This is a genomic window from Paraglaciecola sp. 2405UD69-4, from assembly GCF_047525415.1.
Taxonomy (GTDB): domain Bacteria; phylum Pseudomonadota; class Gammaproteobacteria; order Enterobacterales; family Alteromonadaceae; genus Paraglaciecola.
This window is the reverse complement of sequence record NZ_JBLIXM010000004.1, coordinates 206944-227337: the sequence shown is the minus strand read 5'-3', so window position 1 is coordinate 227337 and position 20394 is coordinate 206944. Positions and strand designations below refer to the sequence as shown.

18 protein-coding genes and 1 riboswitch are annotated in these 20394 nt (G+C 39.4%); of the genes, 15 read left to right on the top strand and 3 right to left on the bottom strand.

The genetic code is table 11. From position 1 onward, the window contains the following. Positions 1-43: 43 nt before the first annotated feature. From thiC to ACMUMK_RS14965, 3 genes are all read right to left on the bottom strand, one after another. Entirely contained in the window at positions 44-1984 is a 1941-nt protein-coding gene (gene thiC / locus ACMUMK_RS14975) for a phosphomethylpyrimidine synthase ThiC (protein ID WP_414701947.1), read from the bottom strand. 164 nt (positions 1985-2148) lie between these two features. Beyond that, positions 2149-2271, bottom strand: a riboswitch (TPP riboswitch). Between the two features lie 302 nt (positions 2272-2573). Continuing rightward, complete coding sequence (locus tag ACMUMK_RS14970; protein WP_414701946.1) at positions 2574-3929, bottom strand: 5-methyltetrahydrofolate--homocysteine methyltransferase; 1356 nt, start codon at positions 3927-3929, stop codon at positions 2574-2576. Positions 3930-3943: 14 nt separating this feature from the next. Continuing rightward, on the bottom strand, positions 3944-6316 hold the full coding sequence (locus ACMUMK_RS14965; RefSeq protein ID WP_414701945.1) for a TonB-dependent receptor: 2373 nt from the start codon (positions 6314-6316) through the stop codon (positions 3944-3946). Between the two features lie 119 nt (positions 6317-6435). On the opposite strand from ACMUMK_RS14965, the gene ACMUMK_RS14960 reads away from it, so the two are divergent. The 15 genes from ACMUMK_RS14960 to ACMUMK_RS14890 all read left to right on the top strand — a co-directional run bounded on the left by ACMUMK_RS14960 (position 6436) and on the right by ACMUMK_RS14890 (position 20298). Further along, entirely contained in the window at positions 6436-6837 is a 402-nt protein-coding gene (locus ACMUMK_RS14960) for a MerC domain-containing protein (protein ID WP_414701944.1), read from the top strand. A 181-nt stretch (positions 6838-7018) separates the two neighbouring features. Then, positions 7019-8359, top strand: coding sequence for an MFS transporter (locus ACMUMK_RS14955; protein WP_414701943.1), 1341 nt, complete (start codon positions 7019-7021; stop codon positions 8357-8359). A 12-nt stretch (positions 8360-8371) separates the two neighbouring features. Beyond that, positions 8372-8932 carry a single-stranded DNA-binding protein gene (ssb, locus tag ACMUMK_RS14950; protein ID WP_414701942.1) on the top strand — a complete coding sequence of 187 codons (561 nt, stop codon included), beginning with the start codon at positions 8372-8374 and terminating at the stop codon, positions 8930-8932. Positions 8933-9229: 297 nt separating this feature from the next. Next, positions 9230-9472 carry a hypothetical protein gene (locus ACMUMK_RS14945; protein WP_414701941.1) on the top strand — a complete coding sequence of 81 codons (243 nt, stop codon included), beginning with the start codon at positions 9230-9232 and terminating at the stop codon, positions 9470-9472. A 335-nt stretch (positions 9473-9807) separates the two neighbouring features. Then, positions 9808-10743, top strand: a complete 936-nt coding sequence (gene pilM / locus ACMUMK_RS14940) for a type IV pilus biogenesis protein PilM (protein ID WP_414701940.1) — start codon at positions 9808-9810, stop codon at positions 10741-10743. Then, a complete protein-coding gene (locus ACMUMK_RS14935) occupies positions 10740-11354 on the top strand; it encodes a PilN domain-containing protein (protein WP_414701939.1) in 615 nt (204 codons plus the stop codon). The genes pilM and ACMUMK_RS14935 overlap by 4 nt, the downstream gene beginning before the upstream one ends. Further along, entirely contained in the window at positions 11347-12018 is a 672-nt protein-coding gene (gene gspM / locus ACMUMK_RS14930; RefSeq protein ID WP_414701938.1) for a type II secretion system protein GspM, read from the top strand. The genes ACMUMK_RS14935 and gspM overlap by 8 nt, the downstream gene beginning before the upstream one ends. Next, the gene (locus ACMUMK_RS14925; RefSeq protein ID WP_414701937.1) at positions 12019-12369 is read left to right on the top strand and encodes a hypothetical protein; all 351 of its coding nucleotides are present in this window, start codon (positions 12019-12021) and stop codon (positions 12367-12369) included. Next, complete coding sequence (mshL, locus tag ACMUMK_RS14920; RefSeq protein ID WP_414701936.1) at positions 12359-14020, top strand: pilus (MSHA type) biogenesis protein MshL; 1662 nt, start codon at positions 12359-12361, stop codon at positions 14018-14020. Before ACMUMK_RS14925 ends, mshL begins: the two co-directional genes overlap by 11 nt. Before the next feature lie 3 nt (positions 14021-14023). After that, the gene (locus ACMUMK_RS14915) at positions 14024-14929 is read left to right on the top strand and encodes an ExeA family protein (protein ID WP_414701935.1); all 906 of its coding nucleotides are present in this window, start codon (positions 14024-14026) and stop codon (positions 14927-14929) included. Then, positions 14929-15999 (top strand): tetratricopeptide repeat protein, encoded by a 1071-nt coding sequence (locus ACMUMK_RS14910; protein WP_414701934.1) that lies wholly within the window; start codon positions 14929-14931, stop codon positions 15997-15999. The genes ACMUMK_RS14915 and ACMUMK_RS14910 overlap by 1 nt, the downstream gene beginning before the upstream one ends. After that, positions 15996-17861: a GspE/PulE family protein gene (locus ACMUMK_RS14905; RefSeq protein ID WP_414701933.1), complete on the top strand. Its 1866-nt coding sequence runs from the start codon at positions 15996-15998 to the stop codon at positions 17859-17861. Before ACMUMK_RS14910 ends, ACMUMK_RS14905 begins: the two co-directional genes overlap by 4 nt. After that, positions 17848-19065, top strand: a complete 1218-nt coding sequence (locus ACMUMK_RS14900) for a type II secretion system F family protein (protein ID WP_414701932.1) — start codon at positions 17848-17850, stop codon at positions 19063-19065. Before ACMUMK_RS14905 ends, ACMUMK_RS14900 begins: the two co-directional genes overlap by 14 nt. A 17-nt stretch (positions 19066-19082) precedes the next feature. Next, positions 19083-19613 carry a hypothetical protein gene (locus ACMUMK_RS14895; protein WP_414701931.1) on the top strand — a complete coding sequence of 177 codons (531 nt, stop codon included), beginning with the start codon at positions 19083-19085 and terminating at the stop codon, positions 19611-19613. Between the two features lie 88 nt (positions 19614-19701). Then, entirely contained in the window at positions 19702-20298 is a 597-nt protein-coding gene (locus tag ACMUMK_RS14890) for a type II secretion system protein (RefSeq protein ID WP_414702024.1), read from the top strand. Positions 20299-20394 lie beyond the last annotated feature (96 nt).

Below are 20394 nucleotides of genomic sequence, written 5' to 3'. Positions count from 1 at the left end.
GCAAGGTGAATTAAAAATCCATCACATTATGGGCCTGTTGGTTTTAGTCAATAGGCCTATATAATTGTGCTCCTTGTGCCTTAAACTCTGCAGATTTTTCAGCCATAGCAGACTGAATGTCAGCGTTACTTAAGCCACTTCTATCAGCAGCCAGTCGAGAAGCATCTTGCTCAACCTGAATATTTTGTTTTGCAGCATACTCTCTCACTTCCTGCGTAATCTTCATTGAACAAAATTTAGGTCCACACATAGAGCAAAAGTGCGCGACTTTTGCAGACTCTTGGGGCAAGCTTTCGTCATGATAGGCCCTAGCGGTATCAGGGTCTAACCCTAGGTTATATTGATCCTCCCATCTAAATTCAAAACGCGCTTTAGATAAAGCATTATCACGAATTTGCGCCCCAACATGCCCTTTAGCTACATCTGCTGCATGGGCTGCTATTTTGTATGCTATCAACCCTTGCTTTACATCTTCTTTATTGGGCAAACCCAAGTGCTCTTTGGGTGTGACATAGCACAACATAGCGACTCCGTGCCAAGCTATCATGGCAGCGCCAATACCTGAGGTAAAATGATCATAACCAGGTGCAATATCTGTGGTTTGCGGCCCTAATGTGTAAAAAGGTGCCTCATTGCAAATATCCAACTGTTTATCAATATTTTCCTTAATCAACTGCATGGGAATGTGGCCAGGCCCTTCGATAATAGTTTGAACATCATACTGCCAAGCTATTTTCACCAGCTCGCCTAATGTTTCTAATTCAGCAAATTGGGCTTGATCATTGGCATCCGCAATACAACCTGGACGCATACCATCTCCTAAAGACAGGGAAACATCATAGGCAGCACACAGTTCACAAATTTCTTTAAAGTGTTCATATAAAAAGCTCTCTTTGTGATGGAACAAACACCACTTGGCCATAATAGAGCCGCCTCTAGACACTATTCCAGTGAGGCGTTTGGCTGTCATAGGTACATAGCGAAGTAACACCCCCGCATGTATAGTAAAGTAATCAACTCCCTGCTCAGCTTGCTCAATTAAGGTGTCTCGAAACACCTCCCATGTTAAATCCTCAGCAACACCATTTACCTTCTCTAGAGCTTGGTAAATAGGAACCGTACCAATAGGCACAGGGGAGTTACGGACAATCCATTCTCGGGTTTCATGTATATAGCGACCGGTAGATAAATCCATTACTGTATCGGCCCCCCAACGCGTTGACCACACTAGCTTTTCTACCTCTTCTTCAATTGATGAGGTTACGGCTGAGTTACCAATATTGGCATTTACTTTTACTAAAAAGTTACGGCCTATAATCATAGGCTCTGCTTCTGGGTGATTAATATTTACGGGGATAATTGCTCGCCCCCGGGCCACTTCATCGCGTACAAATTCTGCAGTGATTGGCTGGCTTACCTTAGCTCCGAAAGCTTGGCCGGGCGCTTTTTGTGTTAACACTTGGTCACTCACTTGCTCGCGGGCCATATTTTCTCGAATAGCTATGTATTCCATTTCGGGGGTAATCATGCCTTGTTTGGCATAATACATTTGAGTCACGCGTTTCCCTGCTTTTGCCTTTAGAGGTTTATCTAAAGAATCAAAACGTAGGTGGTCTAAACCATCATCTGCCATACGCTGTTGGGTATAACGTGAACTAGCATGGGCTAGCTGCTCGACATCGTTACGTTGCATTATCCAATCACGCCGCAGTTTATTTAGTCCCTGACGTACATTGATGTTGGCATGTGGATCAGAATAAGGTCCGGCACAGTCATAGACCATGATATCTGGGTTTTTCTCTTTAATGGGCGCTGTTTCAGTTCCTCCTAAAATAGTATCTGTTTGCGAAATAGCTCGCATACCTACTTCTATATTATGAAGCTTTCCTTTTAAGTAAACCTTACTGGAGTTTGGGTGTAAAAGAGGTTTGAGGGTATCTATAAATTGTTGTGCATGGGCACGAGTTTGACGACGGTTTGACATTAGCAATCTCACATAGTGTTAATAAAAGTGTAGTTTGCTTGTCTGGAGAGTAGGTGTTGAAAAGCGCCAACAAAGTGCTGTTACCATTTATGTTTAAAATGATAAGGCAATACTCTGTTAGGCAATATTGTTCAAAAATATGCACATGTTAAATAAACATATTCAATCACATTACGCTTGTTTCCTTCGCGAGTTCTAACTCGATCAGGTTCAACGGATCCCGAATTAACGGTCTCAGCTTATGATTTTTAACTTAATAACAATCAATAGCACTCCGACAAGAGCGCGCATTATAGGCAAACAAAACCCATAGATACAAGGTGTAATCAGGGAATAAAATCAACCATATAAATTATCGTTACTCGTTGATAAGAGGTGAAACTAAGAGCAAGTGAACTTTGGTGGCTATGTTTACAGCGAATTGTGCGGCATTTATATAATTAAAAGCCTATTGGAAATAAGCCTGAGGTAATAAGCAAGGCTAACTTTGCTAGCTAAAAAGCCATAAAGTAAAGCCAAGTAAGATTAAGGCCTAGCAGTAGTGCCAATAAGTACGCATGTAAAGCGTACTTATTGGCCCAATTAAGAGCTAGTGGTCTTCAGCTATACCCAACCAAACAACGGCCGCTGGAGTAAAGTCTAAACTAATTTCTTCGGATACCTGCATATCATCAAGAGACAAACTCAATACCTGCTGTGAAACTGGATTAGTTATAAATAAAACCTCTTCATGTTGTGAAGCCGTCATTGCAAACGACTCACCCTCTTCAAGTTCAGCAGCGCTGGCATTCGCTACATCAATTTTTTGAGAGAACTCCCAATGCACATCTCCGTCTTCATCATGCTCTTCAAGTAAAGTCACATATCCTAGGTTATCCAAAATAGCCAAGTACTCTCCTTCATAAGAGAACCCATAAGCTACTGGACTCGCACCTTCTGATGCTTGCCAATCTATCAGCCCCATACTTTGAGAAGTGGGTGAAATAGAAACAAGAATAGCACCCACACCGTCGTGTGAAGAAGCTACTCCAACGAAGGCCTCATTGTGTTCATGGCCATACATACTGCCAACTCGGACACCATCAAGCACATCAATATTTTCTATAAAACTACTACTAAATACTTCATCGTCTTCAAGTAATAGAAGTACGCCGTCACCACACCCAAACGCTACAGCCGTTTCATTTTGCGCTGCTCCGTGGAGGTCCGCACACTCACCGTCAAAACTCTGCTCTAGTTCATATTCATCATCATGCAAATGATAAACTGCAACGCTATCTGGCAGTATAGTGGCGGCAGATAGGGTCTCTGCGTCATCTCGCCTGACTGATGTAATTAACATGTCACCACGAGGCTCAGCGACACCGTGCATATTAATAGTAAAATCTAGGGTAGGCACATCAGTGATTTCACTAGCAATTTGGGTATCTGTCACTACTTGCACTGCTGACGGAATACCTAAGTCTGCATCGCCATCATAAAACACTGCTAATTGCCCATCGTGAGTTATGACATGAGTCGGGCTACTACCTATTAAGGTAAAATCGGAAAAAGCTGGGTCTTGCTCGTAGTCATGTAAATGCTCTACATGGTCTTCACGCCATAATCCACCATCAAGAAACTCTGTTAAGTCGTTACTTCTGTTATTTATAACTGCATAACGGTAACCAGCAGAAGCACTTAGACTACTGCCCTCAAAGGTACTTGAAAAAGAGTCTAAAGATTCATTGGTATCTAAATCAAACACTGTAAATAAGTCAGATGCAGCATCGCTTACCACTAAGCGCCCCTCTGATTCAATCTCATACTCAGAATCATGATCGTGATCATCTTCATCTTCTGTTATTTCAATTGACTCTAGTTCAACAATATCGGTTGTAGCGTCACCACAGCCTGTTAGCAATAATGCGCTAGCAATAGCACTTAGAAAAAATATACGTTTCATTTATAAGTTCCTTTTTAGAAGTAACCACGTACACCAAAAGCCAAGTTTCTGCCTGGTCTAGGTGCAATGTTTTTCAAGAATGAGGTATGTACTCTGGCTTCGGTATCAGTTAGGTTTTCACCACTTAGATACACGGATAAGTCCATAGTGTTTAATGGGATATCGTAAGTAACACTGGCATCAACTAAGGTGTAGCCTGCGGTCTCAGTTTCAAACGAAGCAATATCATCTTGCTTTGCATAATGAGTGATATCTAGATCCGCTCTGAGCCTATCTAACGTATACTCAAAATGCGTACCTACACGCATAGGTGAGGTTCGAGGTAGTGCTCCGCCATCTCTGAGACGAGCTTTTACGTAATCGGTAAATACATTAACTTTTAAGTCATCTGTAGCCTGCCAAGCTAGCTGCAGCTCAAATCCATGTAAAACTGCATCAGCTGAGCGAAACAAGTAAACAGGTAACTCGTCAGTATGCTCATCAGTTTCAGTCTCGCTGGATTCTTCTTCATCATGGTCGTGATCATGGCCACTTTCAGCAAACAAACCTGTGTCTATCTGATAATAGTAATTATCCACTTGGTTATAGAACACATTAAAAACAAACCCTAACTCACCTTGGGTTTTTCTAAAGGAAAGGTCTATGTTATTAGCGGTTTCTAGATCGATGGGTGAACTTGATAAAACAAATTGACTATCCTCATCTGCATCAAGGTCAAACAGTGCACCTATTTCATAAGTTTGCGTACCTATGTGAGGGCCAAACGAGAGCAACTCAGATGCAGAGGGTGCCCTTTGCGAGCGAGACACAGATACACCTAAGTTATAACTTTCGTTAATCGTGTATACGGCACCTGCTGAGATTGACACTGGGGTAAACTCTTGAGCAACACTAAATTGGCGAATCACTTCACTTTCTTCATGATCGTGATCGTGGTCGTCTTCTGACTCCTCTTCGTCATGGTCATGGGCTTCTAATTCAGGTAAAAGTACACTTGGAGCGTCTAATGTAACCCGCTCTATCCGTGCACCTAACTGAAGTAAAATATCTCCAAAGTGACGTTCTTCCATTAAAGCGACAGCAAACATTTCCATATCTGAGGGAGGCGTAAACGCCTCTTCGCCTTGAGCAAAAACCTCGCTAGTTTTGTAATGTAAACTTAACCCTCCTCGCCACTGTGCATAAGGAGTATGGATAAGCTCAACACGGGCTTCATTAGTTTGGTTACTAAACTCTGTACCTGCGGCCCCACCTTCAATTTCAACATGCTCATAATCGGTCACGCCAACACGAAAGTGTGCACTTTGTAAAAAGCTGTCTTGAAAATCGTACTCGCCTAACATTTGCCACTTAGTTTGTGATAAATCAGCAAATACCGCTTCATCGCCATGGCTATGACCAGGAATGCCATACTCTCTATCAAACTTATCTACCGCTAGGCCGACATATCCCTGTTCAAACAAGTAGCTGCTACCTAACGTAAATCCATGAGAGGTTTCTGCACTGTTTTCAACTGTATGTTCTCCAGAAGGCTCATCAATATCTGGAGCCACAGGGGTGTCATAGTCATCTGCATCACGATAAAAACCATCAGCGTAGAACGCGAAATTATCTAAGCCTGTAGTTAGATTAAAAGACGCAAGCTTTTGGCTATTCACCGTTTGCCCTTCAAGTAATACCTCACCTTGGGTCTCATTTGAGGTGGGAACACGTTTATCTACAACATTCACAACCCCACCTATGGCGCCACTACCAAAAAATAATGTGGCCGGGCCACGCAATACCTCAATCTGATTGGCCGTAGATGCTTCACTTGCAACAGAGTGATCTGGCCCTACTCTAGACACATCGCTTACATCTAAACCATTTTGTGTCACCAAAACCCGTGGTCCACTCAAGCCACGAATAATAGGTGTACTGGCAACGTTTCCATGAAAATTAGACTGAACACCAGGTAGCTTTTCTAAGGTATCACCAAGGGTAGCAGCCTGCTGTCTTCTAAGGTTTTCTCCTGATAAAACACTGACAGGTGTCGAAGATTCCATGACAGACAGGTGCATAGGAGTTGCATGTATGTCAATAACCTCAATGGCGCTCTTAGCTAGTACTAAATCCGTTTTTTCCGGATCGCTTGCTGCTCCTTTGTAATGTAAATGGGCATAACCAGGTGCAAAAACATGCAAGGTATAATCTTCGTCATTTACCTCTGGCAAGGTAAAATAGCCACTACTATCTGTTCTTGTAAAAAGCTTTGCCGCTTCCACCTCAACCGTAGCATTGGCGATAGGCTCCCCCGACTTGTCGGTAACAGTACCTGTTAAAGTTTTAGCTATTAGTGGCGCAGGCATTAGCAAGCTAATCCCCAAAGCCAACCGTGAAAGTTTCATGTGTTCTAGCCTTTTTGTTTTAATTTTATGTGATAATATCTCAACTCTCGACAATGTTATGTTATAATATAACAATCAATCAAGGGTTATTTGTCATTTGGAATATTTAAGGAGGCGCTATGATTAAAGCGCAGTTGCTCGCTGATAGAGTCGCAGTTTTGTTATCGTCCTTGTGCGTCATTCATTGTTTGATTACCCCTATACTTATTATTGCCATACCTTCTATAGGTGGAGTGTCACTATTAAAAGATGAGACTTTCCATCAACTGCTACTATTTTTTGTGGTGCCTATAGGGATCATTGCGTTATCGATTGGCTACTTACATCACAAGCAAAAGTGGGTAGCAGCATTGGGGATGGTAGCTCTAATTACTTTAAGTAGCCCACTATGGATTGCCCATGAACATTTAGGACATTATGGCGAAGAAGTAATTACTGTTATTTCATCTATTTTTTTAGTATCTGCGCATACCTTTAATTACTATTTACGTCGTCAGAAAAGCCCAAGAGTACACCTATAGATAAATAGTAATACTTACATTTAGTGATAAGATTTGCCGAAAAGTTAATACATATACTGTTACGAATCACAAAGGGAACTATGTGAGTCGTAGAAAAAATTATGGTAACCTTTACGGCTAAGCTCTTTAGGCTTAAATTAACATCCCTTTTTACATTAACCGAAGTTAGATACTCTCCACATTGAACGCCATTGAATTACGCACCTCATTTTCCTTAGCATTTATATACGTATTACGCATGCTAGGCTTATTTATGGTGATGCCTGTCTTAGCCATAAGTGCGACACATTACGCTGACTACTCTGCCTTTTTAGTTGGTCTAGCAGTTGGTGGGTATGGACTAACCCAAGCGCTACTGCAAATACCTATGGGAGTACTGTCTGACAAAATAGGTCGTAAACCTATAATCATAGCTGGTTTATTATTATTTTCGGCAGGGAGTGTTTTAGCCGGAGTAGCTGAAAGCTTAACTTGGGTAGTCGTAGGTAGGCTACTTCAAGGTGCGGGCGCCATAGCTGGTGCCATTATGGCTTTAGCTGGCGATCTAAGCCGTGAAGCACAACGCCCTAAAGTCATGGCTATCATAGGGATCTCGATAGGCTTCTCTTTTTATATAGCATTACTACTTGGACCAATAATTGCGGCAAAATTTGGTTTAAGTGGCATATTTATAGCCACCGGCCTATTAGCACTAGCCTGTGTTTTACTCGTTGTGTTTGCTGTACCTAACGCAGTTAATATAGCCCCAAAAGGGGACACATTACCCGTCATTGAAGATATCAAGAAGCTATTTACACACCCTCAACTAATAAGACTAAACATTAGTGTATTGCTTTTACACATGATGATAACCCTAGTGTTTGTTCAAATTCCTATATTTTTAGTAGATTTAAGTTGGCCCCTTGCTAGTCATTGGCAAATTTATTTAATTGTATTATTCGCGTCTATTGTTGGGCTTTTGGTACTGATGAAAATCGCAGGTAAGTATCCTAATGGTGTAATGCAAATAAGCGTGCTAGGACTAGCACTGGTTTTTGTTCTAATGATTTTTGGCCATCATTCGCTGCTCTATCTAATCATTTTAGTTAGTCTATTTTTTACCTGTTTCAATTATCTTGAAGCAAATTTTCCCGCCATGGTTTCAAACATTGCACCTGCTGGTAAAAAAGGCTCAGCAATGGGAGTGTACGCCAGTTTCCAATTCCTAGGAGCATTTATAGGCGGCGTAACGTCGGGAAGTATTAGTGAATATTTTGGTATTCAATGGGTATTTGTCTTGGCCAGTTTAGTTTGTGTCATTTGGGTGTTAATTATCAAAGGAATTTCTGCCACGGATAGACGAAAAAGATATACACTTAGGATACAGAAACAAACTACAGATCTGGCATTTCAGCAACTTGCAAAATTAGATGGGGTAATAGACTTAACTATCGTCCCCAATGAGCAAATTGTATATTTAAAAGCAGATAATAAAAATTTCGATATTCAGCAAGCTAAGCAATTGCTGAACATACCAGAATAATTAGGAGTCATAATGGCGAGCAAAGGTGTAAACAAAGTAATTTTAGTTGGTAACTTAGGTAAAGATCCTGAAGTAAGGTATACCCCAAATGGCAAAGCTGTAGCCAATTTAACCTTAGCCACCTCTGAAAGCTGGAAAGATCAAAGCGGACAAATTCAAGAAAAAACAGAATGGCACCGTGTTTCAATGTTCGGTAAATTGGCTGAAATTGCAGGAGAATACTTGCGTAAAGGTAGCCAAATTTATGTTGAAGGTAAATTACAAACCCGTAAATGGCAAGATCAACAAGGTCAAGACAGATATACAACAGAAGTGGTGTTAGACCCATTCAATGGTGTAATGCAAATGTTAGGTGGCAGAACCGGCGGCCAGTCTGAAGGAGGCTTCCAAGGACAACAACGCCAAGCGGCCCCTCAACAAAATCAAGGCTATCAGCAACAACCAGCTTCTCAGCCTCAATACCAACAGCAGCCACCAGCTCAGAATCAAGGTTTCAATCAAGCGCCTGCTCAAGGTAAACCAGCTCCTGCACCGGAGCCTGATTTCGATTTTGATGACGATATTCCATTCTAGGAAACGTAAAATTAAGAAGTGTTAAAATAAATCGCTTTTTAATTCAATACAAAATTAAAAATCTTGAAAAACACTCTTAAAAGCCGCTAGTTTAGCGGCTTTTTTGTTTTATCGATTAACTTGCTAATTAGTCAAGTAATAAACGGATTTGGTAGTAGTGAGTCATTACCTTTTGTATTTTGATTATTGGAAGAGTAGGTTTATAGGTATTATTTTAGGTAACGGTGTATGAACCAAGTTCTAACGGTTTTCAAAAAAACTCACTACTATTTAGGTCTCGAACCAAGGAGCAAAAATATGAAATTAATTAGTTTAGCAGTCGTTACAGTAGCAATGTTTTCAGGCAGTGTTTTCGCAAAAACACAACTTCCAGTATCACCACACAACTGCAAAATAGTTGCAGAGAAACTCGAGTCAATGGAAGCTCGAGAAAAAGTAGGCTCTTCTACACCTAAACATGCCAAGCGCCTTAGGTCTAATATTGAAATGTTCGAAGAATTAAAATCAGGTTGCCAACAAAAAGGCCATGCCATTGGTTAATTGTGAAAGTTAATCTTGAGCTTAGTACTTGTAAATTATATTGAGAAACCTCGCTGTAGCGAGGTTTTTGCTTTAAGCTCAATTCAATAGCATCTGTTTAAACGCTAATAAGCTTTAATTGCCCCCCTAACTTAAAATATCTAAATCAATATCGGAGCAATTACAAAATAGAAAATAACTAACACCCTACTTTTGACGAAGAATTAAGCATGCATTACAAAAATGTAATATTATAAGGTGTTGGAATTATTAATAAAATTAACTAGATGGTAAATATTTAACACTAGCGCTTATCTTGTTTTTTTGCTGTAATAAAACTAAGGTTTAATTGTGAAATGAATAGCATGCATATTGGGTGGCGCGACTATATTAAAGGTCGCTTTAAAAAAGCTTCTTTGTTCCATTCTATCGGAATAGAGTTCAATACTGGCTATTTACACTTATCTGTATTTAAAAAAGTTAACGCAACAATTGTCTGCGTAAAGCAACATGCTATTCCTATCGAGTTTTGGCAAGAAGACCTCAAAACTTACGTGTTAGAAAATAAATTATCTAATACGCTTTGCAATGTCACTTTAGCTATTTCCAAATATCAATTACTTCAGGTTGATACTCCTCCCGTAGAAGAGTCTGAAATTAATTCAGCCCTAAAATGGGCAATTAAAGAACAATTAGCAGACGATTCAGAAATGGTAGTTGATTACTTTGACCCACCCGCGGCTACAAATTCTAAAAAGCTCAATGTTGTTGCCATAGCTAAACAAGAAATTATTGATATCAGAAACGGTGTATTAGGTGCTGATTTAACTTTAAACACCATAGAAGTCCAAGAGTTAACTATCTGTAATCTGTTTACAAATAGCGAAGACGCAATTATCAGCCTACAACAAGATCCTAACGGACAAATTAGTCTGAGTATTGTGAAACAAAAAATGCTGTTTTTTTCTAGAAGGTTAAAAGGCTATGAGAACCTAGCTAACTTCTCTCCTGATGAATTAAAGATGGGAATTGCGGATAACCTAAGTTTAGAAATACAACGCTCGATGGATTACTTTGAAAGTCAGTTACGCCAAGCGCCAGTTAAAAAAGTTTATATATCTGTGAATACTAAATATCAAGATGTATTAGTTAACATGATCAAAGATGTCATATTTGTACCGGTAGAAGTATTTACTCCAGATATACCAGCAAGTGACGATATTGTTATAGAGGCGTCTTCCTTTGCTAGTTTGGCGGCAGCTATGGGCAATATGAGTTCACAAACAACATGAAAACAACAGTAAACCTATACCAACCAGAACTTAGGCCAAAGCTAAGGCTTTTAAGTTTACAGTTTATGCTACTGTCATGGTTTTCTGCTATTTTACTGTGTGTACTCGTGTATTCATTTTTGTTGAATACACACAATCAATCATCTGCAGTCCTAGCCGACTTAGTACAAAAGCAACAAAGAAATGACAGTTTATTAAGAGAACTTAGAAACGATCTAAGCAATCTGACTGTTAATCCGAATTTGCTTGAAAATATTAATAGGCAGCAAAAAAACATCAATTTTAAAAAACGAATCTTATTAGAAGTACAAGGCCATGAAAAACTAATGTCTCATGCTTTTTCAGACCTAATGCTCGACTTAGCTGCAAACCATAAGCACCAGTTGTGGTTAACTCGTATTCATGTAGATGACAACCATGTCATTATAGAAGGCTCATCCGAGAGCTCTAAAACCATCCCCCAGTGGCTAGGCTCTCTAAGCAATAGTAACTTCTTTAAAGGGCAAGAGTTTGCAGAAACTCGTCTTTACAGAGGCACAGACGGTATTCTAAATTTTGTATTAAGCTCGGGTAAGGATACTGATTTAAAGGAATTAACAGAAAATGAGTAATGCCTTTAAAGTTGAGTATCAAAAACTGTCCGATAAACTAGATAAGATTAGCACTAGAGAACGCTTGTTAATCCTATTTTGTGGGTTGGTGATAACAATATTTTTATGCTTCACCTTGTTAATTTCTCCTATTCAATTAGAAACCCAAGATACGAAGGAAAGAATAAAAAGTACTAAGTCTACAATAGGCAAGCAAGGAAGTGAGTTAGCTGCGATAACGGTAAAGCTACGGAATGATCCAAATACCGATATTAATGCTAAAATTGAAGCATTACGTCAGGACATTGAATCTATAAATGCCCAAATAGCTGAACAAACTAAACATTTAGTACCAGCGAGTAAAATGGCTAGGCTACTTGAAAATGTGTTGGCCGAAACAAAAAATCTCAAGCTAATTGAGCTAAAGTCCTTAGATCCTATTCTAGTTTTAGTTGACTCAAATATAGAAAGTAATGAAAAAAATGAAGCTATCTACCGCCATGGCGTCACACTCACTTTTGAAGGAAGTTATTTCGATATTCAAACCTATTTAGAAAAACTAGAAGGATTAGATTGGAAATTCCACTGGAAAAAGTTTGATTATAAGGTGGCTGAATACCCTAAAGCTTCGGTGGAACTAGAAATGTATACCCTAAGTACAAACAAAGCTTTTATAGGGGTCTAAATGAAAAAAGAATTAGCCTTTACCCTATTATTAATTGGTACAACCGACTTGTGCATCGCAGATGTATTGCTTGATCCCACTAAACCTTCTCATATGCAAAGTGGCAACAACTCAATAACAGTCAATCCAGCTGCAGGGGAAACAACATTAATATTAAATGCAATTATACATAGCCCATATAGCAAGCAAGCAATTATAAATGGAAAACCCTATCTCGAAGGACAACCCATATCAAACTTTCGTGTCCTCACAATAGGAAAGAACCAAGTAGTATTAACCGGCTTAAGTGGCACTAAGACACTTTATGTCAATAACAGTAATATTAAAAAAGACATTAATAATGGTTTTTAGAAACATAATTTTTACTAGCTTGATCATTGCAGTCAGCGCCTGCCAAACTACTCAGCAAAAACCCCATGTTGAACGCTCATTGGACTCTGCTATTTCTGAATCAGAGCAAGGTGACAGCAAAAGCCTCAAAGCGCCAAATGATAAACAATTACAGTCAGTTCCTGATTCGGTAAATCAAGCGTTACTACCTACTCCTAATACTTATAATGATCAGCTATTTGGCGAAAGCAAATATGATATTAATGCCCAAAAATTAGCTGCCACTGTGTTTTTTAGCAGCATAGTTCAAGGCACACCATACAGTGTCGCGATTCATCCGGACGTAACAGGAGAGATATCATTAGATCTTAAACAAGTTACCTTGAGCGAGGTCTTTGAATTAGTTGCTGAGCTTTACGGATACGAAATACAGCGAAAACAAAATATATACAGAGTCTACCCGGCTGGCATTCGTACCGAAACATTTGCTGTTAACTACTTATTAATGACCCGTGATGGTACAACCCAAACTAGTATTACGTCTGGTGGCGTTTCTCAACAATCCAGCAACAATAACAACAGTAACTCCCAGAACAATTTTAGTGGTAACTCAAGCAGCTCAAATAATAATAATTTTAACAGTAACACCAATACCAATGGCACCAACATTAATACCAGTACCGAAACAGATTTTTGGGCCGATTTGTTATTAACCTTAGAGTCAATGATTGGTGATGGCGAGAATAAAAGTGTCATGGTTACCCCGCAGGCAGGGCTTGTTACTGTTAGGGCAATGCCAGAAGAGATTAGAGCGATTAAAGCATTTTTAGACGTATCGGAAGATATAGTTCAAAGACAGGTAGTTTTAGAAGCAAGAATTTTAGAAGTTTCTTTAAGTGATGGATATCAACAAGGAATTAATTGGGGTCAAATACTTGCAAGTGGTGGCTCCACCGAGTTTCAGTTTTCTAATACAGCAGGCTCATTTGGTAACAGTATTAGCGCCGCGCTAGGTAATATCACTAGCCTCTCATTTATTAACAGTGATTTTTCTGGCGTATTATCTCTATTATCAACCCAAGGTAATGTTCAAGTATTATCAAGCCCAAGAGTCACAGCAACTAACAACCAAAAAGCAGTGATAAAGGTAGGAGACGATGAGTATTTTGTAACGGATGTCTCTAGCCAAAGTACTATATCAAGTAGCACCACTTCAGTCGTACCTAATATTGAACTTACACCGTTTTTCTCTGGTATTGCATTAGATGTTACCCCGCAAATCAATGATAAAGGAGATGTCTTACTTCATGTTCATCCCTCAGTAATCGAAACTGAAGAGCAAGAAAAAATTGTCACTTTAAATGAAGAGCAATACATATTGCCATTGGCTCAGAGCAATATTCGAGAGTCAGATACAGTAATTAGAGCCAAATCTGGAGAAATAGTTGTCATTGGAGGCTTAATGCAAACCATAACCTCTAAGCTAGATTCACAAACTCCATTACTAGGCGATATTCCTATCCTAGGGAATCTGTTCACAAACAAACAAAATAGTGAAATTAAGAAAGAGTTAGTAATTTTAATCAAGCCAACGGTAGTTAGTAAAGACACATGGAAGCAGCAGCTCAAAAGTAGTAGAGATCAAATGGCAGACTGGTTAATCGTGGAATAAACTATGTACTTATACCACTTCGGTATTAAAGAACTACCATTCACTCTAACCCCTAACACTAGTTATTTTTTTGGCTTGCCTAGTCATAATGAGGCGATAGAGGTATTGCTGACAGCACTCAAAACCGGTGAAGGCTTTATTAAGGTCACTGGTGAAGTAGGGACAGGAAAAACCTTAATTTGTAGAAAGCTTTTAAACGAATTACCAGATAATTTTGTGGCGGCATATATTCCTAACCCCTACCTCACTCCCTCTGAGTTACGCCGTGCGGTTGCAAATGAATTAAACGTAGAACTGACTGAAATGTCAGATCAACAAGAGTTCACTCAGCGTATTCAACAAAAGTTAATAGATTTTCACAGACAAAATAAGGGGGTGGTATTAATCATTGATGAGTCTCAAGCACTACCAGTAGAAAGCATTGAAGCTTTGAGATTATTTACCAATCTTGAAACCGAATCTCGAAAACTGTTACAAGTAGTATTGTTTGGGCAGCCTGAGCTCAATGAAAAACTAAATCTGCCAGAGTTACGGCAATTAAAGCAGCGGGTCACATTTTCTTATAACCTAAAGCTTATGGATACAGACCAACTATATCAGTATGTCAAACATCGCATGCATGTTGCTGGGTATCAAGGTGAAGAAATATTCGATTTACACTGCTGTAAAATGTTATTTAAGGCCAGCAAAGGAACACCCAGAATAGTCAATATTTTATGTCATAAAAGCTTGATGCTAGCTTATGGAGAGGGCCAAAATAAAGTTAGCTCAGCCCATGTAAAACATGCCATAGAAGATACAGAATCAGCAGTAAAACTTAATCTTAAACCGCTACTTGTCCTATCTAGTCTAGTGATTACATGTTTACTCCTAGTATTACTCTATTTTATATTTTTTAGGGCACTATAATGAGCGTAGTTAATAAAATGCTGAAAGACTTAGAGGCCCGAGAAACTGACGCCAGCCAAATCAAAGCTGATTATCAACCGCCTCAAAAACAGCCTATTCACGCATGGAAAAAAGCGGCTGTTGTGATACTTATTGTTATTGTGATTTTATCCATAATTTGGGTTTTGTTAAGCGACAAAAATAGTACTCCAGAATCAAACTCCTCAACTCCAAAAGTGACTGTTTCTGCTAATGTACCAAAGAAAATGACAGTTCAAAAAGTAGCTCAAATTGAAGCTGAGAATGAAGATGTTAAAGAATCAACAGAGACTGTAAATCCAATTATTGAACAGCCTGTTCAGCCCCCACCTGAACGCCAAGAAATCATTCAAAACGACAGGTTAGAAGTTAACAATTCAAATATAGCGGAGCCAAGCCCAGCCGCTTCCTCTGCAGACAAGAAAGAGAAACAAGCTGCTGACGAAAGTAGCTTTTCTATGGCCAGTTCAAGTAAAGAAAGTGAAGCAATTGATCTTAAGGCTCAAATCAGCGAAAGGTTAGCCAATAACGACATCAACCAAGCAAGTATTTTACTTAATCAACTAATAAACAAAGAATCCAATAATATAAGTGCGAGAAAAAAACTAGCTGCATTGTTCTTTTCTCAAGGAAATGACCAACAAGCTAAATTGTTACTACTGAGAAGTGTTGAGCAGTTTCCTTCTGATGGTGGATTTAAACTAATGCTAGCTAGGTTGTATGTTGCACAAGGCACCCCTAATGAGGCTTTAGATGTGTTATCAGGTTTTCAGCCTGAGTTAAGTAAGGGCATAGAGTATTTAGGTTATAGGGCCGCATTAGCACAACAGTTAAATGAAATTGAACTAGCTAGAAAAGACTACCAAGCTTTAACACAGCTTGAACCACAAAATGCCAGGTGGTGGCTAGGTTTAGGGATCACCAATGATAAAATAGGGAGTTATGACACAGCCCTTCAAAGCTATCGTAAAGCATCCTCTTTTAAAACCTTAGACTTATCTGTCGAAGAGTTTGTCACAGCTAGAATCACGCTTTTAATGGAAGACCAATGAATAAGCCAGCAAAAATACGCTTAGGAGACTTACTTGTTCAACAAGGGGTGATTTCTAACGAACAATTAATGGAAACATTGGCCCAACAAAAAGAGTCGGGGCGCAAGCTAGGCCATTTGTTAGTAGAGCTAGGGTTCGTATCTGAACAACAACTCTTAGAGTTTTTATCACAGCACCTGAAAGTGCCATTAATAGACATATCCCAATACAATATTTCTCCGGCTGTTATCAACTTACTCCCAGAAGTACAAGCTAGACGCTACAGAGCGCTAATAGTTGAAGAATCACATGACCACCTATTAGTTGCAATGAGTGATCCTGCTGATTTAGCAGCAAAAGATATTCTTTCGGGTATGCTTCCTAAGCCAATAAAAGTTGGCGTTATCAGTGACTCTCAATTAATTCAAGCTTACGACAATTTCTATCGTAGAACAGAAGAGATAGCCTCATTTGCACAAGAGTTAGCCGAGGAATACCAAGATGAAGCTGACTTTGACTTAGATTCAAGTTTAGATGACGAACAAGACACGGCAGTTGCAAGGTTACTACAATCTATTTTCGAAGACGCAGTGCAAGCAAAAGCATCAGATATTCATATCGAGCCAGATGAAGGGATGTTACGTATTCGTATGCGCGTAGATGGTGTACTGCAAGAGAACGTCATTCAAGAAAAAAATATTGCATCAGCTTTAGTACTGCGCCTTAAATTGATGTCTGGTTTAGATATTTCTGAAAAGCGTTTGCCCCAAGATGGTCGAACAAGCATGCGAGTTAAAGGGCATACAATCGATGTCAGGATATCCACCATGCCAATTCAAGCTGGTGAGTCCGTGGTTATGCGTTTACTCGACCAGTCATCTGGCTTGTTAACACTCGACCAAACCGGTATGCCCAGTAAAGTTCTGCAAAGATTTAGAAGCTTATTACATCGCCCCCACGGTATGGTATTAGTTACAGGACCCACAGGCTCAGGGAAAACCACCACTCTTTATGGCGCACTGAGTGAATTAAACCAAGCAACAACCAAAATAATTACTGTTGAAGATCCTGTTGAGTATCGCTTACCTAGGGTTAACCAAGTACAAACAAATAATAAAATTGGTCTAACCTTTTCGAATGTTCTGCGTACTACCCTACGTCAAGATCCTGATGTGATAATGGTTGGGGAGATGCGTGACCAAGAAACGGCTGAAATAGGCTTAAGAGGCGCACTAACTGGTCACTTAGTATTATCAACATTACATACCAACGACGCTATTAGCAGTGCTATACGCTTAATTGACATGGGAGCCCCAGGTTACCTTGTAGCTAGCTCACTAAGAGCAATAGTCGCCCAAAGGCTAGTTAGAAAAATTTGTCATAATTGTGCCGAAAACTACCGCCTAAGCAACGAAGAGCTTACCTGGTTAAATCATCTTGATGATAATTTAAAAGAAATCAATTTCAAAAAGGGTAAAGGTTGTCAAAACTGTAATAACTCCGGCTATAAAGGCAGAGTGGGCGTTTTTGAATTATTAGAGATGACAGAAAGCATGATGAATGCGTTGAAAATCAATGATACCGCTAGTTTTGCTGTTGCAGCCCAAAGTAGCCCTGGTTTTGTATCATTGGCTAAAGTCGCACTAATGTATGCAAAAATGGGAATTACTACAATTTCGGAAGTGTTAAAACTCATTGAAATGGTTGCTGACGAAAGTATTAACTCAGCCAATTCTGAGAGCGACATTTCAGAAGAAGAGCTTGTTGGTGAGACGTTATCGCAAGAAACCTACCCTCAACAACAACCATCTTCACCTGACACTTCAGGGCTGTCACTAGAACCTATAGATAAGCCAACTGGAGGGGATAATGGCTCAGTTTAACTATACTGCTAGAACCTCCGCAGGAGAACTAACATCAGGCGTTTTGGAAGCACAAGATGCTGCAACAGTTGCGCAAATATTAGCTGGCCGTAATTTCATCCCTATCGAAATTTCAGCAGCCGATGCAGAAAAAGTTAAAGAACACACCGTTTCTATTTTTACTCCTAAAATCACCCTAGATGACCTAGTCATTTTCTCTAGGCAAATGTACTCGTTAGTAAAAGCTGGCATACCAATATTACGGGCAGTAAAAGGCTTAGCCGAAACCACCTCATCAAAACGTATGGAGCTGGCACTAATTGATTTAAGTGAACAATTAGAGCGAGGAAGAACACTTTCTTCTGCCCTAAATAAGCACCCCGAAGTCTTTAATCGATTGTTTATCAGCATTGTTCACGTTGGAGAAAACACAGGTAAATTAGACGAAGCATTTCAACAATTATCGTTTTATTTAGAGCGAGAACAGGAAACTCGCAAGCAACTCAAATCAGCCACCCGGTATCCTACCTTTGTTATCATAGCAATCGTCATTGCCATGGTCATAATGAACATTTTCGTCATACCTATATTTGCCAATATGTTTTTATCTTTTGGCGCTGAGCTACCATTAATGACTCGTATATTGCTGGCTACATCAGAGTTTTTTGTCACTAAGTGGCACTACCTATTAATTGCTACTGTTGCAGCTTTATGGATGTTGAAACGTTACCTAGAAACAGATGCAGGGCTATACAAGTGGGACAAAGCTAAGCTACGCCTTCCAATTGTGGGCAGCATATTTGAAAGAACCTTACTTGGAAGGTTCGCTCGAAGTTTTTCGATGATGTTAGTGGCTGGAGTGCCATTAACCTCTGCACTTAATTTAGTCGCAGAAGCGGTAGGTAACTCTTTTATGTCTGAGCGTATTTTATCCATGCGCAAGAATATCGAGAAAGGTGAAAGCCTTTCCCGAGTTGCGAATAACAGTAAACTGTTTACACCACTTGTTATACAAATGATAAATGTAGGAGAGGAAACAGGGCAAGTAGACGAATTGCTTGCAGAAGTGGCTGAGTTTTATGAACGAGAAGTAGATTATGATTTAAAGAGTCTTACATCAAAAATTGAACCTATCTTAATCTGCATTGTTGCGGTGATGGTTTTAATACTCGCACTAGGTATATTTACACCTATGTGGGACATGATGGGGGCAATAAAAGGGTAAAACCTAAGTATCCAAAAATGAAAAAAAGCGAAGTAACAGAAGAGAACAATCGGAGTTTGTTTATCAAGGTCATAGTTGTACTTGTGTTTACTAGCCTTATGCTGGGGATAATTGTTTATTTAAACAAAGGCTCCACAAATGTTAGAAGGGTAGCTTTAGAAAATTTAGCTGACCAGTTTGCTAGTAGCGTTCGTAATGCCCACTGGCAATGGCAAGGGGAAGGTCGCCCCCAAATTATCATGCTAATAACCTACGCAAATAAATTAGGTGAAAACAAACAATTAATTGAAACATCCCGCAAACCAATATTCATGACCCATGAAGGTTGGCCTAAAGCTGAACCTACCTCTGAGGGCTGCGCTGAAATTTGGGATATGGCATTGAACATGCCCATGGAAGTCAAGGGATTTAAAATACTCGCAGAGTATTATGACGGAGTGAAACTAAATAATGAGCCTTTAGATTCAGTTTGTAGGTACCGACTATCAACAGGCCCCTATTTCGAATACAAGGTTTTTACTGGGCAAGTACTACCAGTAAAAAATTAACTATTTTTCCTAGGGGAAATTAAAGAATATGAGTGGAGATACAAAAATGTATAACAGTGACAGTAAAGTAAATTTCAACCCTGTCTCAATGACAAAGACTAGTTCAAAAGGGTTTACCTTAATAGAGTTAGTAATCGTTGTTGTAATTTTAGGACTACTTGCTGCAACGGCACTTCCTAGATTGCTTGATGTAACAAGCGACGCAGAAGACGCAACAGTAGATGGTGTTGCAGGCGGGTTTGGAACAAGTGTTGCGCTAGTTAGAGCGCAATGGGAATTAGATGGAAGACCAGTTGAAAATAACGGAACAAATTCAACTTTTATTACTATAGATAGTGTTCAAGTGGGTATAGATAAAGATACCGGGTATCCAACTGGACAATTAGATACCGATTCAAGTACTGAAGATGATGCTATCAGTTTATTAGATTGTGAGAGTATTTTTAATCTTATCATGCAAAGTGCACCTACCATTTCATCAACATGGGAAGATCGTCCATTTGATAACTATAGGTACTTCACAAACCTCAGTACTGGAGCGGGTTCAGGGGGTAATGATGTATGTTATTACTATCTCACACAAACCATTAAAAATAGAACAGTTGAACCAACTGATAACTTAGCGGGGAATGGTTTCATATACGATCCTCGCATTGGGCAAGTAATTGTATTTAGTAATAATTAGGCTCATTTAAATTAAACTAAATATACAAAGGTATGAAAAAAAGTAATCAAAACTGCTTTTAGTAAAGAGTTCTTAGTATAAAATAATTATCAATTC

What these genes read in the sequence shown, in the direction of transcription:
- ACMUMK_RS14935 (WP_414701939.1), top strand. Translation starts at nt 10,740, where the DNA reads ATGAAAACAACAGTAAACCTATACCAACCAGAACTTAGGCCAAAGCTA.
- ACMUMK_RS14890 (WP_414702024.1), top strand. Translation starts at nt 19,702, where the DNA reads ATGACAAAGACTAGTTCAAAAGGGTTTACCTTAATAGAGTTAGTAATC.
- ACMUMK_RS14925 (WP_414701937.1), top strand. Translation starts at nt 12,019, where the DNA reads ATGAAAAAAGAATTAGCCTTTACCCTATTATTAATTGGTACAACCGAC.
- thiC (WP_414701947.1), bottom strand. Translation starts at nt 1,984, where the DNA reads ATGTCAAACCGTCGTCAAACTCGTGCCCATGCACAACAATTTATAGAT.
- ACMUMK_RS14945 (WP_414701941.1), top strand. Translation starts at nt 9,230, where the DNA reads ATGAAATTAATTAGTTTAGCAGTCGTTACAGTAGCAATGTTTTCAGGC.
- pilM (WP_414701940.1), top strand. Translation starts at nt 9,808, where the DNA reads ATGAATAGCATGCATATTGGGTGGCGCGACTATATTAAAGGTCGCTTT.
- ACMUMK_RS14895 (WP_414701931.1), top strand. Translation starts at nt 19,083, where the DNA reads ATGAAAAAAAGCGAAGTAACAGAAGAGAACAATCGGAGTTTGTTTATC.
- gspM (WP_414701938.1), top strand. Translation starts at nt 11,347, where the DNA reads ATGAGTAATGCCTTTAAAGTTGAGTATCAAAAACTGTCCGATAAACTA.
- ssb (WP_414701942.1), top strand. Translation starts at nt 8,372, where the DNA reads ATGGCGAGCAAAGGTGTAAACAAAGTAATTTTAGTTGGTAACTTAGGT.
- ACMUMK_RS14905 (WP_414701933.1), top strand. Translation starts at nt 15,996, where the DNA reads ATGAATAAGCCAGCAAAAATACGCTTAGGAGACTTACTTGTTCAACAA.
- ACMUMK_RS14900 (WP_414701932.1), top strand. Translation starts at nt 17,848, where the DNA reads ATGGCTCAGTTTAACTATACTGCTAGAACCTCCGCAGGAGAACTAACA.
- ACMUMK_RS14910 (WP_414701934.1), top strand. Translation starts at nt 14,929, where the DNA reads ATGAGCGTAGTTAATAAAATGCTGAAAGACTTAGAGGCCCGAGAAACT.
- ACMUMK_RS14970 (WP_414701946.1), bottom strand. Translation starts at nt 3,929, where the DNA reads ATGAAACGTATATTTTTTCTAAGTGCTATTGCTAGCGCATTATTGCTA.
- mshL (WP_414701936.1), top strand. Translation starts at nt 12,359, where the DNA reads ATGGTTTTTAGAAACATAATTTTTACTAGCTTGATCATTGCAGTCAGC.
- ACMUMK_RS14965 (WP_414701945.1), bottom strand. Translation starts at nt 6,316, where the DNA reads ATGAAACTTTCACGGTTGGCTTTGGGGATTAGCTTGCTAATGCCTGCG.
- ACMUMK_RS14960 (WP_414701944.1), top strand. Translation starts at nt 6,436, where the DNA reads ATGATTAAAGCGCAGTTGCTCGCTGATAGAGTCGCAGTTTTGTTATCG.
- ACMUMK_RS14915 (WP_414701935.1), top strand. Translation starts at nt 14,024, where the DNA reads ATGTACTTATACCACTTCGGTATTAAAGAACTACCATTCACTCTAACC.